Genomic DNA, 12905 nt, shown 5'->3' on the forward strand with positions numbered 1-12905 from the left:
ACATGCTCCCTCAAAAACGTTTCGGTCCTATACGCGTTTTGGTGACACGCAGCAGTCGGCCGGACAGTAATCCCAGGTGGGGACGGTTCCGAGCGCGTGACGAACGTTACTGTGAGCTAGCACGCGCTCGTCGACGAGCTGTCGGATCATGGTCACGAAGCGGGGGTCGACGCCCGGCGTGGCGGCGCGGGCGAAGGCGAGACCGAGCTTCGCGGCGGTGTCCCGGGCCTCGTTGTCGAGGTCCCAGATCACCTCCAGGTGGTCGGAGATGAAGCCGATCGGGCTGACCACGACCTCCTTCACCCCGGCCGCGGACAGCGCCGCCAGGTGGTCGTTGACGTCCGGTTCGAGCCACGGCACCTGCGGCGGGCCGGAGCGGCTCTGCCAGACCAGGTCCCACTCAAGCTCGGGGGCGGCCGCGGCGGCGACCAGCTCGGCCGTCTCCAGCAGCTGCGCGCGGTACCGGCCGACCCCGCCCGGGCCCGACGCGTCGTTCATGGCGGTCGGGATCGAGTGCGCGGTGAAGACGAGCCGGGCGCTGAGCCGGGACGGCAGGGAATCGAGCGCTGCCCGTACCGCCGCCGCATGCGACTCCACATAGAGCGGATGGTCGTGGAAGTGCCGGATCTTGTCGATCCGCGGGGCGTCGGGCCCGACGGCGTCCCGGGCGCGGGCGATGTCGTCCTGATACTGGCGGCAGGACGAGTTCGAGCCGAACGGGCTGGTCACGAACGCCAGGGCGTGCTCGACGCCGTCGTCGCGCATCTGCCGGACAGCGTCTGACAGGAACGGGTGCCAGTTGCGGTTGCCCCAGTACATCGGCAGGTCTAGGCCCGGTCGTAACGCGTCCAGCAGGGCCCGGTTCTGGGCGTTGATCGGGGACACGCCGCCGAAGTGCCGGTAGTGCCCGGCGACCGCCTCCAGCCGCTCGCGCGGGATGCCACGGCCCCGCGTCACGTTTTCCAGGAAGGGCAGGACGTCCTCCTGCCCTTCCGGACCGCCGAACGAGACGAGCAGGAACGCGTCATATGCCACGCGTCCATTGTTGCAACAGGGTCAGGACGAACCGACCGCGTGGTACCCGCCGTCGACGTGCACGATCTCGCCGGTCGTGGCCGGGAACCAGTCCGACAGCAGCGCGCAGCAGGCCTTCGCGGCCGCGACCTGGTCGTTGAGGTCCCAGCCGAGCGGCGCGGTCTTCGCCCAGGACTCCTCGAACACCGCGAAGCCGGGGATCGATTTGGCGGCCATGGTACGAAGTGGGCCTGCCGCCACGAGATTCACCCGGATGCCGCGCGGTCCGAGGTCACGCGCGAGGTACCGGGACGTCGACTCGAGGCCGGCCTTGGCCACGCCCATCCAGTCGTAGACGGGCCACGCCTTGGTCGCGTCGAAGTCGAGCCCGACGACCGAGCCGCCGGTGCCCATCAGCGGCAGGCACGCCACCGCCAGGGACTTGAACGAGAACGTCGACACGTGGATCGCGGTCGCCACGTCCTCCCACGGCGCCTCCAGGAACCCGCCGCCCAGGCAGCTGGCCGGGGCGAAGCCGATCGAGTGCAGGACGCCGTCGAGGCCGTCGACGTGTTCCCGCACCTTGCCTTCCAGGCCTGCGAGATGCTCGGGGTTGGTGACGTCGAGCTCGATGACCGGCGCCTCCTTCGGCAGCCGCTTCGCGATCCGCTCGACCAGCGAGAGCCGGCCGAACCCGGTCAGCACGACGGTCGCGCCCTGCTCCTGGGCGAGCTTGGCGACGGAGAAGGCGATCGACTGGTCGGTGATGATCCCGGTGATCAGCAGCCGCTTGCCTTCGAGCAGTCCGCTCATGGTTCTCCTCTGTGTCCTTGGCGGCGTTTGTCTGGCGGCGTTTGTCTGGCGGCGTTCTGGTCAGTGGCCCATGCCGAGGCCGCCGTCGACGGGGATGACGGCGCCGCTGATGTACCCGGCCGAGTCGCTGGCGAGCCACGTCACGGCGCCGGCGACCTCCTCGGGCTTCGCCATCCGGCCGAGCGGGATGGCCTTCTTGTACTCGGCCTGCGTCGCCTCCGGCAGCACCGCCGTCATGTCCGTCTCGATGAACCCGGGCGCCACCACGTTGGCGGTGATGTTGCGGCTGCCGAGCTCACGGGTGATCGACCGGGCCATGCCGACCAGACCGGCCTTGCTCGCGGCGTAGTTGACCTGGCCGGGCCCGCCGTACAGCCCGACGACGGACGAGATGAAGATGATCCGCCCCCACTTGGCCCGCAGCATCTTGCTCGAGGCCCGCTTCGCGCAGCGGAACGACCCGGTGAGGTTCGTGTCCAGGACCCGGGTGAACTGGTCCTCGCTCATCCGCAGCAGCAGCGTGTCGTCGGTGATGCCGGCGTTGGCGACGAGCACCTCGACGGGCCCGAGCTCCGCCTCCACCGTCGTGAACGCGGCGTCGACCGCGGCGCTGTCGGTGATGTCACACTGCACGCCGAACAGCCCCTCGGGGGCGCCGGAGCCTCGATGGGTCACGGCGACCCGGTCCCCCTGCGCCGCGAAGGCCTGGGCGATAGCCAGCCCGATCCCTCGGTTACCGCCGGTGACCAGCACGGTCCTCGCCACGTTGCCGCCTTCCTGCCGCTGTGATGCACTGCGATTAGCTGTACGGAGATTAGGTGTTACTGACGGGTACCCGCCAACTCGCCGGTCGGCTGATGTGGCCACTGTGGCGTGGCGCTACCATGAGCGCGTCTGCACGTGCTTTTTGCTGACCGCCCGGTGCGGCTGCTGCTCTCTGGAGGTGATCGCTGTGCGAAGTAGCGATCCTTCCAGTCGTGACCGGGTGTAGTCCTTTCCCCTGTCACGGCTCCGCGTGTCTGTTCTCTGTTCTTCTCGAGACACACCGTTGGGAGCACGTCATGAGCCGCTTCATCGCGCCCATTGGATTCTTCCTGGCCGCCATGTGGGTCGCTGCGCTCTTCTACATGGTAGGGGCGCATTGAGCTAACTGCCGCAGCTTCGCTGCGGCGGCGGGGTTCCCACCCGCGGCCCCCGTGCGACCGCTGCGCGGCCGCACTCCCCTAACCAGCCCGAGTGGCCAGATCGGGCGCTGCGCTTCCCGAGGCCATCGTGGTCACCGTCCCTACCGGGCTGGAGTGGGACAGCCGCCACTGCGATCCTGCCGCAGCTTCGCTGCGGCGGTGTGACGGTGATCGAAGTCGCGGGCTGGCTGGGCGGGGGCGGTGCGCGACTTCGATCACCCGAAAGATCCGCCCTGCGTCCTCATCCACCGCCGGTTCTCCGGCGTTCCGGCCCGTCAGGGGTCCGGACATTTCCGTCTCCTGCTTGGCTCGGCTTCATGATCGAAGGATTTCTTGCAGCCGGCGACAGTCGAGAACCCTCGGGACCACCACCCGTGTGGGCGGCCGGCACGCACCTGATTCGTCCCGCTTGACGGTTGCGGGGAGGCGGCCTGTTGGGGGCGGAAACTCAACAACCCGAACGATCTGCCGGGTGACGGGTCCGGGGATCGTTCGGGTTGTCGGAGGCGCCGGGTTACGGGAGGCGGCTGCCCCACAGGAGGCTGAGGCCGCCGGCGAGGAGGGCCATGAGGAAGCCGGCGCCCAGGTACCACTGGGTGATCTCGCGGGGCTTGGTCTTGTAGCCGATGGAGCTGCCCATGTCGGTGTAGACGCGCTTGAGCTCTTCCTTGCTGGCCGCCTCGTAGAAGTAGCCCTTGGTGGTCTCGGCGACCTTCTGCAACGAGGCCCGGTCGACCGGCACCCGCTGCGGCGTGTTGCCGATGCGCACCACGCCCTCGTCGGTGCCGAACGCGATCGTCGACACCGGGACGTTGGCGGCGGAGGCGGCGGCGGAGGCGTCCTCCAGGGAGCGACCGGCGGTGCGGAAGCCGTCGGAGAGCAGGACGATGCGGGCCGGTGGCGGGCCGTCGGCGCCGTCGGCGGGGACGGTGCGGATCGCGTCGAGGCTGGTGAAGACGGCCTCGCCGGTGGCGGTCGACTCCTGCAGGGTGAGGCCGTCGATCGCCTGGAGGACCGAGTTGCGTTCCTTCGTCGGCGAGACCAGGACGCTGGCGGTCTTCGCGAAGGAGACCAGGCCGACGTTGAACGAGGCCGGCAGCTGCTTGACGAAGTCGTTGGCGGCGGACTTGGCCGCCTCGATACGGGTCGGCTGCACGTCGGTCGCCTGCATCGACAGTGACACGTCGATGGCGAGCATGATGGTGGCCCGCTCGAGGGGTTCCTTCGTGTCGACCGACGGCCGGGCCATGCCGAAGCTGAGGATGAGCAGACTCAGCAGGAAGGCGGCGGCGCCGACGTGGCGGCGCACGCCGATGCCCTTGGGCACCAGGCTGCTGAGCAGGTCCACGTTGGTGAACTTCACGGCGAAGGCGCGACGGTGCAGTTGCCGCCAGACGTACACGCCGATGACGGCGAGGACGGGCAGCAGTGACAGCAGCCACCACGGTGAGAGCAAACGAATCATCGGGTCGTCCCCCTCGTCCGGGCATGTCGCTGGGCGGCGACGAACCGGACGATGTCGAGCAGCCAGTCGGAGTCGGTGCGCAGTCTCAGATGCGCGGCGTTGGCACCGCGCAGTGCCGAGGCTATCTCGGCGCGCTGGGCGGCGGCCGCGTGTGCGTACCGATGCCGCAGTTTCGGATCGGCGGTCTGCACCTCGTGCATCCGCCCGGTCTCGGGGTCGACGAGGGCGATCACGCCGACGTTGGGCAGTTCGAGCTCGCGTGGGTCGACGATCTCCACGGCGAGGAGGTCGTGGCGGACGCCGAGTTTGCGCAGCGGGCGGGCCCACTGGGCGACCGGCGTCATGAAGTCGGAGATGACGACCGCCATGCCGCGACGGCGGGGCGGCCGGTTGAGCATGTCGACCAGGGCGCCGAGGTCGGCGCGGCCGGGCTGGGCCGACGTCAGGGCGATCGCCCGGAGCAGCCCTTGCGCGTCCTTGCGGCCGGGGCGGGCCGGCAGCCGGTGCATATCGCCGGCGGTGCCGACGACGGCGCCGATCCGGTTGCCGCCGCGGACGGTCAGGTGGGACACCGCGGCGGCCGCGGCGATCGCCAGGTCACGCTTGAGATACCGGGCGGTGCCGAAGTCGAGGCTCGCGGACAGGTCGACGGCGAGCCAGGTCTCCAGCTCCCGGTCCGCGACGGTCTGCCGGACGTGCGGCAGCGTCGTGCGGGCCGTGACGGGCCAGTCCATGCGGCGCACATCATCGCCCGGCCGGTACTCCCGCGACTCCCCCGCCTCCGTGCCCGGGCCGGGCAGCAGGCCAAGGTAGTCACCCTGGAGCAGGCCGTCGAGCTTGCGGGTGACGAGCAGCTGCATGCGGTTGAGCACGACCTCGGCGCGGGCATCCTCCGTGGCCATGGATCAGCGGCCCGGCCAGGTGGTGATCGTGGTCGGCGGGGGCCCCGAGGGAGCGCCGGCGACGGCCTGCTGGCGCGGCGCGACGGTCGGCGGCGGCACCGCGGCGAGGACCCGCTTGACGATCTCGTCGGCCGGGATGTCGTCGGCGAGCGCGTCGTAGGACAGCACCAGGCGGTGGCGCAGGATGTCGGGCGCGATGTCCTGCACGTCCTGCGGCAGCGCGTAGTCACGGCCGCGCAGCAGCGCCAGGGCCCGCGACGCACGGACGATGCCGAGCGAGGCGCGGGGGCTCGCACCGTACTGGATGAGCTGCGCGACGTCGGCGAGCCCGTGGTCGGCCGGTGACCGGGTCGCCACCACGAGCCGCACCGCGTAGTCGACGAGCGCGTTGTGCACGAACACGTCGTCGGCCTTGTCCTGCAACGCCATCAGCTCGGTCGGGCTGAGCACGGCGACCGGTTCCGGGGTCTTCACGCTGACCCGGTAGACGATCTCGCGCTCCTCGCTGTCGGTGGGGTACCCCACCTGGATCTTCATCAGGAAGCGGTCGCGCTGCGCCTCGGGCAGGGGGTAGACACCCTCCTGCTCGATCGGGTTTTGGGTGGCCATGACCAGGAACGGGCGCGGGACCTTGTGGGTCTCGCCGCCGATCGACACCTGCTGCTCGGCCATGATCTCCAGCAGCGCCGACTGCACCTTGGCGGGCGCGCGGTTGATCTCGTCGGCGAGCAGGAAGTTGACGAACACCGGGCCGAGCTCGACGTCGAACTTCTCGCTGGACTGCCGGTAGATCCGGGTGCCGACGATGTCGGCGGGCACCAGGTCGGGCGTGAACTGGATGCGGGAGAACGTGCCGCCGACGACCCGCGCCAGGGTCTCCACGGCGAGGGTCTTCGCCACACCGGGCACGCCCTCGAGGAGCACGTGGCCACGCGACAGCAGCGACACGAACATGCGCTCGATCATGCGGTCCTGGCCGACGATGACCCGTTTGACCTCGAACAGGGCGCGCTCCAGCACGGTCGCGTCCTGAGCGGGTGTCGAGACCTGCCCGCCTGGCGGCGAGACGGGGTTGCTCGGCTGGGTCACCGGTCCTCCACTCAATGCTGACAATCGGAGCGCTCCAAGCGTCGCACGCCGGACCAACCGAACGCGATCCGACGTCACTGGGAAGCTTCTGAGAGTCCCAGTGACGACCGATTTTTACTGATTTTTCGGAAATCCGGCTAGTGATTATGCGGGTTTTTCGGATCAGACACCTCGGGTGACTGGACATCACCCGTACCCGCGTGGGTACGATTCACCCCGTCGCCGGGCGGCTTCCCCCGTGGCCGCCCGGCGCTCATCCTCTGCTCTCCCGCTGGCACACTGGCCGCGTGGATCCCCTCATCTGCTCCGCCAAGGGCTGCCGTGCCCCGGCGACCTGGCAGCTGCGCTGGAACAATCCGAAGCTGCACACCCCCGACCGGCGCAAGATCTGGCTCGCCTGCGACACGCACCGCGTCACGCTCGGTGACTTCCTGACCGCACGCGGTTTTCTGCGCGACACGATCCCCGTCGCCACGGATACGCTCGAGGAGTGACCGCACCGCCCGAAACCGTCTCGTGGCGGTCGATCTCGCCCCGCTACTTCTGGCTGCGCCTCGCCGTCCTGACCGCCTGGACCCTGGTGTTCGCGGTCGCGTCGGCCGTCGCGGCCCTCCTGATCAGCGCATGGTTTCTGTTGATCACGTTTGCGGCGGTGGTGCTGGGAAGCTTCCGCGCCGTGTTCATGCGCCGATCGGTGCGCGCCTGGGGCTACGCCGAGCGGGCCGAGGACCTCCTCGTGCGCCACGGGCTGCTCGTGCGCCGGCTGTCGATCGTGCCGTACGCACGGATGCAGTTCGTCGACGTCACCGCCGGCCCCCTCGAACGCGCCGCCGGCCTCGCCACCGTGACCCTGCACACCGCCGCGGCGGCCAGCGACGCCTCCGTCCCCGGACTCGAGGCGGCCGAGGCGACCCGCCTGCGGGACCGGCTCGCCACCCTCGGCGAGATCCGCGAAGAGGGCCTGTGAGGCAACGACTCCACCCGCTGACCCCCCTGCTGAAGGGGGCCAAACTGGTGGCGTTCGCCGTCGTCGCCATCTCCTGGCGCGGCCTGAGCGACCTGGGCCCGCTGCACTGGCTCGCCGTGATGGGCGCCATCCTCGTCGTCGCGGTCCTCGTCTCCGCCGTCGTCTGGCTCGTCACCGGCTACGAGGTCGTGGGCCGGGAGCTGCGGGTGCACGAGGGGCTGATCTCGCGGCGCACCCGGACGATCCCGCTCGAACGGGTCCAGGCCATCGACGTCGTGCGCCCCCTGCTCGCCCGTGTCTTCGGCCTCGCCGAGCTGCGCCTGGAGGTGATCGGCGCCAGCAAGACCGAGGCGCCCCTGGCCTACCTCACGGTCGACGGCGCGGCCACCCTCCGGTCCCGCCTCATCGGCCTGTCCACCGGCGTGTCGCACGCCCCCACCGACGACACCGCGGTTGCCTTCTCGGTCGACAACCGCCGGTTGCTGCGCGCCCAGCTGCTCACCCCGCAGGCCCTGGCCGTCCCCGTCGGCCTCGTCTTCGTCACCTGGCAGGCCACCCTCGACCCGACCTGGACCCTGATCGGCGCCGCCAGCACCATCACCGCGTTCCTCGGCGTCTTCCAGGTCCCCGTCCGCCGCGTCCTGGACGAGTGGGCCTTCACCATCGGCACCGACATCACCGCGCTGCGGATCCGCCAGGGCCTGCTCAACAAACGCAGCCAGACCGTCCCGCCCCGCCGCGTCCAGGGCCTCAGGGTGACCTGGCCGCTGCTGTGGCGCTCCCCCGGCTGGGCCCGCGCCCGCATCGACGTCGCCGGCTACGCGGGCAACGGCGAGGAGCAACTGCGCGCCGGCACCCTCGTCCCCGTCGCTCCTTCCGCCGACACCCTCGCCGTCGCGGCCAGGTTCCTCGGCGCCGCCGTCCACGCCACCGTCACCGCACCCCCGCTCGACGCCGCGGCCCTGCCCGTCGCCGGCCCACCCCGCCGCGCCCGCTGGCTCGCCCCATTGGCCTGGTCCCGCATCGGCGTCGCCGTCACCGACACGGTCGTCGCCGTCCGCGAGGGCGTCCTGACCCGCGAGCTCGTGGCGGTGCCCCTGGTCCGCGTGCAGAGCGTCCGGGTCACCCAGGGCCCGCTGCAACGCGCCCTCGACCTGGCCACCGTCCATGTGGACACCGCCGGCGGCCTGCACGCGGTCGCCCGGCACCGCGCCACCACCGACGCGTACGCCCTCGCCGACCTCCTCGCCGCCCGCTCCCGCTCCGCCCGCCGCGCCGCCACCCACCCCCAGGTCTTCCTGGCCAAGCCCTCTATGCCCCAGCACCCCACCGGCCCGGCCCCCACCCCCACCGACCCCCTCACGCCAGCCGGCCCACCGACCGCTCCGGCCGCAGTTCCGCCGCCACCGGATCCGCGGCCCACCGGCCCATCGGCTGGCCCGGACGCAGGTCCACCGCCACCCGAGCCGCGACCCACTGACCAACCAACCGGACCGGCCGCAGGTCCACCGGCACCCGAGCCGCGACCCGCCGGCCCATCGGCTGGCCCGGACGCAGGTCCACCGCCGCCGGATCCGCGGCCTGCTGGCCCATCGGCCGGTCCGGCCACCACGCTCCCGCCGCCCGCCGTTCCGCCACCGACCAGCCGGCCCTCCAGCTGATCCGGGCGGCCACCCTCCCGCCGCCCGCAGTCCAGCGGCCCAGCACGGACGAGCAGCCCCAGTACTCGCCCGCCGCTCGCGCCGTGACCCGGAGGCGCCCGGCGGTCCAGCCCTGATCACGGGACCTCGCCGACCCCGGCCCGCAAGACCGCTCTCCGAGTCGATCTCACCGGGTGATCGAAGTCGCCCCGCGGCCGCCCGGACAACCAGCCCACGACTTCGATCCGTGAAAGGTCTCGTCAAGCGGGTGGTGGCGCGACAAGCCGAACGATCCCGGGGTCAGGCACCCGGGGATCGTTCGGCTTGTGGGAATCCAGCAACGACGCCGCACGCCGCCCGATCCAGCACTGCCGATGCCCGGATCAGCCGCATTGCCCGCATGTTCTGCGCCGGGAGCGGATCTCCCCCGTGATCGAAGTCGCTGGCCGGCTGTCCGCACAGCCGTGCACGGCTTCGATCAACGGCGGGCGGTGGGCGACCTTGCGGGGCGGGGTTGGCGGGTGGTCAGGCCGGGGCGTGGACGAGGCGGGGCAGCACCTCGCCGATCGGGTCGCGGATGACCAGGTCGGCGACGTCGTCGTACGGGGTCTCGGCGGCGTTGACGATGACGACCAGCGCGCCGGCCTTCCGGGCCACGTCGACCAGCCCGGCCGCCGGGTGCACGGTCAGGGACGTGCCGACGGCCAGGAACACGTCGCAGCCCATCGCGGCCGAGGCGGCCGCTTCGAGGGTCGGCAGGTGCATCGCCTGGCCGAAGGAGATCGTCGCGGACTTCAGCAGGCCGCCGCAGGTCAGGCAGGCGGGGTCGGGGTCGCCGGCGGTGACCCGGGCCAGGGTGTCGGGCATCGGGCGGCGCTCCCCGCAGCCGAGGCACTCGGTCTCCGAGAGGGTGCCGTGCAGTTCGATGACGTTCGAGGAGCCGGCGCGCTGGTGCAGGCCGTCGATGTTCTGGGTGATGACGGCGGTGAGCAGCTCGTTGCGCTCCAGGTCGGCGAGGGCGTGGTGCGCCGGGTTGGGCACGGCGGTCCAGGCGGGGTTGTGCAACCGCTCCTGCCAGGCGCGGCGGCGGACCTGCGGGTCGGCGACGTAGTGGTCGATCGAGGAGAGTTTCATCGCCTCGGGGTCGCGGGTCCAGACGCCGTCGGGGCCACGGAAGTCGGGGATGCCGGAGTCGGTGGAGATGCCGGCGCCGGTGAGGGCGACGACGTCGCCGGCGTCGATCCAGGCCTCAAGGTTGCGCATGCGCCGACTGTAGCGGCGGGGTTTTCGCGTCGAAACTCATTACTGTGGGGGCTATGGGCTTCTCTGTGGACGCGGCACCCTGGGTCGGTGCGGTCGCCCGGGTCGAGTTGACCGTCACCGACGCCGACACGGCGCAGTCGCTGGGGTCGGGTGACGTGCCGGTGCTCGGCACGCCGAAGGTCCTGGCGCTCGCCGAGGCGGCGACGGTCGGTGCGCTCGTCCGGCGGCTGCCGCCGGGGTGGACGACGGTCGGGACCCGGGTCGAGCTGGAGCACCGGGCGGCGACCCCGATCGGGGGGCGGGTCACCGTCGAGGCGCGGCTGGCGAAGGCCGACGGGCGGAAGCTCGTGTTCGAGATCGTGGCCCGTGACGGCAGCCAGGTGGTCGCGGACGGCCGGGTCGAGCGGGTGCTGGTGGACCGTCACAGGTTCCTGGAGAAGGCGCTGGAGCAGGGCTAGGCGGGGATCGCGGCGATGTCGCGGGCGAAGTTGCGATGCACTGCCAGGGCGGCGAGAAGGCCGGCCGCCGGGGCGTCGCCGAGGATGAGCGCCGGGTCCTCGGCGTCGAGGCGGATGTGGGCGCGGAGCAGGACGTCCTCGCCGGTGCCGGCGGCCGCGACCGGTTTGCCGTGCTTGTAGGCCTCGGCGGCGAACTGCACGGCCAGGCCGTCCGCGGCGAGGGAGAGGACACCGTCGGGGACGACGACCGCGTCGTACACCACGGAAGCGACGGTGCTCATGGCCCTGGTGACCTCCATCGGCAGGCCGTCGTCGGTGTCGACCGTGCCGTCGACGGGGCCGAGCAGCTCGACGGTGACGCCGTGTTCGGCGAGGTTTTCGCTGAGGCCGGCGACCCAGCGGGCGGAGACGCCGTCGCCCATGAGGACCGCGACCTTGCGGGTGGTGACGGGGCCGGGTGAGGTGGGCGCCTGGCTGAGCGCGGCGGAGGCGCGGCCGTGGTTGTCGACCGACTTGACCGGTTCCTCGACGCCGATGCCGGCGGCGACCGCCACCGCGAGGTCGTGGTCGACGCGGTTGAGGTGTTCGACCATCCGCACCCGGATCGCCATGGTGGTGACCTTGCCGAGTTCGAAGCGGTACGCGGCCACGATGTGCTCGCGCTCCCACGCCGACATGCTGTTCCAGAACAGGGTCGCCTGGCTGTAGTGGTCGGCGAAGGTCACGCTGCGCTTGCGTTCCTTCGGGCCGTCGACCAGTTCCGGGTGGTGCGTGAAGCCGGCACCGTCGTCCTGCGTACCCAGGGAGTTGGGCGAGTAGTTGGCCCGGCCCACGGGCACCCGCTGCTGGTGGAAACCGTCCTGCTGGTGGTTGCGGACGGGCACGCGGGGGCGGTTGATCGGCAGCTGCGCGAAGTTGGGGCCGCCGAGGCGGGTGAGCTGGGTGTCGAGGTACGAGAACAGCCGCGCCTGCAACAGCGGGTCGTCGGTGAAGTCGATGCCGGGCACGATGTTGCCGACGCTGAACGCGACCTGCTCGGTCTCGGCGAAGAAGTTGTCCGGGTTGCGGTTGAGCGTGAGCCGGCCGACGGGCGTGACCGGCACGAGCTCCTCGGGGATGAGTTTCGTGGCGTCCAGCAGGTCGATGTCGTCGAACTCGAACGCCCGCTCCGAGGGGATGAACTGCACGCCGAGCTCCCATGAGGGGAAGTTGCCCGCCTCGATCGCCTCCCACAGGTCGCGGCGGTTGAAGTCGGGGTCCTTGCCGGAGATCTTCTGCGCCTCGTCGAAGACCAGGGAGTGGGTGCCGAGCGCCGGGGTCCAGTGGAACTTCACGAAGGTGCTGCGGCCGTGGCCGTTGACCAGGCGGAAGGTGTGCACGCCGAAGCCCTGCATCATGCGGTACGAGCGGGGCAGGGCCCGGTCGGACATCAGCCAGATGAGGTGGTGCATCGTCTCGGGCTGCAGCGTGACGAAGTCCCAGAACGTGTCGTGGGCGGACGCGGCCTGCGGCATCTCGTGGTGCGGCTCGGGTTTGAGGGCGTGCACCAGGTCGGGGAACTTGATGCCGTCCTGGATGAAGAAGACCGGCATGTTGTTGCCGACGAGGTCGAAGTTGCCCTGCCGGGTGTAGAACTTCGTGGCGAAGCCGCGCACGTCCCGCGGGGTGTCGGTGGATCCGCGCGAGCCCTGCACGGTGGAGAACCGCACGAAGACGGGCGTCTCGGCGTCCGGGTCGGTGAGGAAGTCCGCGGTCGTGTACTCGTCCAGCGGCTCGTAGATCTTGAACACGCCGTGCGCGCCGGCACCGCGGGCATGCACCACCCGCTCCGGGATCCGCTCATGGTCGAAGCGCATGAGCTTCTCGCGGAGGTGGAAGTCCTCCAGGAGGCTCGGGCCGCGGGCCCCGGCGCGCAGCGAGTTGTCGGTGTCGGCGACGGGGATGCCCTGGTCGGTGGTGAGCGCAGCCTCGTTGAACGCCCGGTGGTCCGATGTGGCGGTCATACCTGAAGGGCTACCGCGCTTCGCGGCTTTTACACACGTTCCACCGCATCTTCCATCGAAGTGGTGGCACAAACGTCTTGTACATTTGTGTGACACGTGTGTACCGT

12 protein-coding genes are annotated in these 12905 nt (G+C 70.9%); 4 read left to right on the forward strand and 8 right to left on the reverse strand.

Annotation, left to right across the window (positions count from 1 at the left end):
• Nucleotides 1-27: 27 nt before the first annotated feature.
• The 6 genes from ACFPIJ_RS48790 to ACFPIJ_RS48815 all read right to left on the reverse strand — a co-directional run bounded on the left by ACFPIJ_RS48790 (nucleotide 28) and on the right by ACFPIJ_RS48815 (nucleotide 6467).
• Nucleotides 28-1035 (reverse strand): ferrochelatase, encoded by a 1008-nt coding sequence (locus tag ACFPIJ_RS48790; protein ID WP_380126338.1) that lies wholly within the window; start codon nucleotides 1033-1035, stop codon nucleotides 28-30.
• Nucleotides 1036-1056: 21 nt separating this feature from the next.
• On the reverse strand, nucleotides 1057-1827 hold the full coding sequence (gene fabI / locus ACFPIJ_RS48795; protein ID WP_203851147.1) for an enoyl-ACP reductase FabI: 771 nt from the start codon (nucleotides 1825-1827) through the stop codon (nucleotides 1057-1059).
• 60 nt (nucleotides 1828-1887) lie between these two features.
• Nucleotides 1888-2592: a beta-ketoacyl-ACP reductase gene (locus tag ACFPIJ_RS48800; protein WP_380126339.1), complete on the reverse strand. Its 705-nt coding sequence runs from the start codon at nucleotides 2590-2592 to the stop codon at nucleotides 1888-1890.
• A 933-nt stretch (nucleotides 2593-3525) separates the two neighbouring features.
• Nucleotides 3526-4476, reverse strand: coding sequence for a VWA domain-containing protein (locus tag ACFPIJ_RS48805; RefSeq protein WP_380126340.1), 951 nt, complete (start codon nucleotides 4474-4476; stop codon nucleotides 3526-3528).
• Nucleotides 4473-5378 (reverse strand): DUF58 domain-containing protein, encoded by a 906-nt coding sequence (locus ACFPIJ_RS48810; RefSeq protein WP_203851132.1) that lies wholly within the window; start codon nucleotides 5376-5378, stop codon nucleotides 4473-4475. The genes ACFPIJ_RS48805 and ACFPIJ_RS48810 overlap by 4 nt, the downstream gene beginning before the upstream one ends.
• 3 nt (nucleotides 5379-5381) lie before the next feature.
• Nucleotides 5382-6467 (reverse strand): AAA family ATPase, encoded by a 1086-nt coding sequence (locus ACFPIJ_RS48815; RefSeq protein ID WP_380126341.1) that lies wholly within the window; start codon nucleotides 6465-6467, stop codon nucleotides 5382-5384.
• 287 nt (nucleotides 6468-6754) lie between these two features.
• Here ACFPIJ_RS48815 and ACFPIJ_RS48820 point away from each other — a divergent pair, with 287 nt between their 5' ends.
• The 3 genes from ACFPIJ_RS48820 to ACFPIJ_RS48830 are packed head-to-tail and all read left to right on the forward strand — an operon-like array spanning nucleotide 6755 to nucleotide 9095.
• Nucleotides 6755-6961: an acetone carboxylase gene (locus ACFPIJ_RS48820; RefSeq protein WP_380126342.1), complete on the forward strand. Its 207-nt coding sequence runs from the start codon at nucleotides 6755-6757 to the stop codon at nucleotides 6959-6961.
• The gene (locus ACFPIJ_RS48825; protein WP_380126343.1) at nucleotides 6958-7434 is read left to right on the forward strand and encodes a PH domain-containing protein; all 477 of its coding nucleotides are present in this window, start codon (nucleotides 6958-6960) and stop codon (nucleotides 7432-7434) included. The genes ACFPIJ_RS48820 and ACFPIJ_RS48825 overlap by 4 nt, the downstream gene beginning before the upstream one ends.
• The gene (locus ACFPIJ_RS48830; RefSeq protein WP_380126344.1) at nucleotides 7431-9095 is read left to right on the forward strand and encodes a PH domain-containing protein; all 1665 of its coding nucleotides are present in this window, start codon (nucleotides 7431-7433) and stop codon (nucleotides 9093-9095) included. The genes ACFPIJ_RS48825 and ACFPIJ_RS48830 overlap by 4 nt, the downstream gene beginning before the upstream one ends.
• Nucleotides 9096-9599: 504 nt before the next feature.
• Here ACFPIJ_RS48830 and ACFPIJ_RS48835 read toward each other — a convergent pair.
• Nucleotides 9600-10337: an SIR2 family NAD-dependent protein deacylase gene (locus tag ACFPIJ_RS48835; RefSeq protein ID WP_380126345.1), complete on the reverse strand. Its 738-nt coding sequence runs from the start codon at nucleotides 10335-10337 to the stop codon at nucleotides 9600-9602.
• Between the two features lie 53 nt (nucleotides 10338-10390).
• Here ACFPIJ_RS48835 and ACFPIJ_RS48840 point away from each other — a divergent pair, with 53 nt between their 5' ends.
• On the forward strand, nucleotides 10391-10795 hold the full coding sequence (locus tag ACFPIJ_RS48840; RefSeq protein WP_380126346.1) for a thioesterase family protein: 405 nt from the start codon (nucleotides 10391-10393) through the stop codon (nucleotides 10793-10795).
• On the opposite strand, the gene ACFPIJ_RS48845 is transcribed toward ACFPIJ_RS48840, so the two are convergent.
• Nucleotides 10792-12798 carry a catalase gene (locus tag ACFPIJ_RS48845; protein ID WP_380126347.1) on the reverse strand — a complete coding sequence of 669 codons (2007 nt, stop codon included), beginning with the start codon at nucleotides 12796-12798 and terminating at the stop codon, nucleotides 10792-10794. The two genes, ACFPIJ_RS48840 and ACFPIJ_RS48845, sit on opposite strands and share 4 nt — an antisense overlap.
• Nucleotides 12799-12905: the final 107 nt, after the last annotated feature.

Source organism: Dactylosporangium cerinum (genome assembly GCF_042653625.1).
In the GTDB taxonomy this organism is placed as follows: Bacteria; Actinomycetota; Actinomycetes; order Mycobacteriales; family Micromonosporaceae; genus Dactylosporangium; species Dactylosporangium cerinum.

Bases quoted from the DNA above. Each gene is read 5' to 3' on its own strand.
- fabI (WP_203851147.1), bottom strand. From the start codon at position 1,827: ATGAGCGGACTGCTCGAAGGCAAGCGGCTGCTGATCACCGGGATCATC.
- ACFPIJ_RS48805 (WP_380126340.1), bottom strand. From the start codon at position 4,476: ATGATTCGTTTGCTCTCACCGTGGTGGCTGCTGTCACTGCTGCCCGTC.
- ACFPIJ_RS48810 (WP_203851132.1), bottom strand. From the start codon at position 5,378: ATGGCCACGGAGGATGCCCGCGCCGAGGTCGTGCTCAACCGCATGCAG.
- ACFPIJ_RS48835 (WP_380126345.1), bottom strand. From the start codon at position 10,337: ATGCGCAACCTTGAGGCCTGGATCGACGCCGGCGACGTCGTCGCCCTC.
- ACFPIJ_RS48840 (WP_380126346.1), top strand. From the start codon at position 10,391: ATGGGCTTCTCTGTGGACGCGGCACCCTGGGTCGGTGCGGTCGCCCGG.
- ACFPIJ_RS48845 (WP_380126347.1), bottom strand. From the start codon at position 12,798: ATGACCGCCACATCGGACCACCGGGCGTTCAACGAGGCTGCGCTCACC.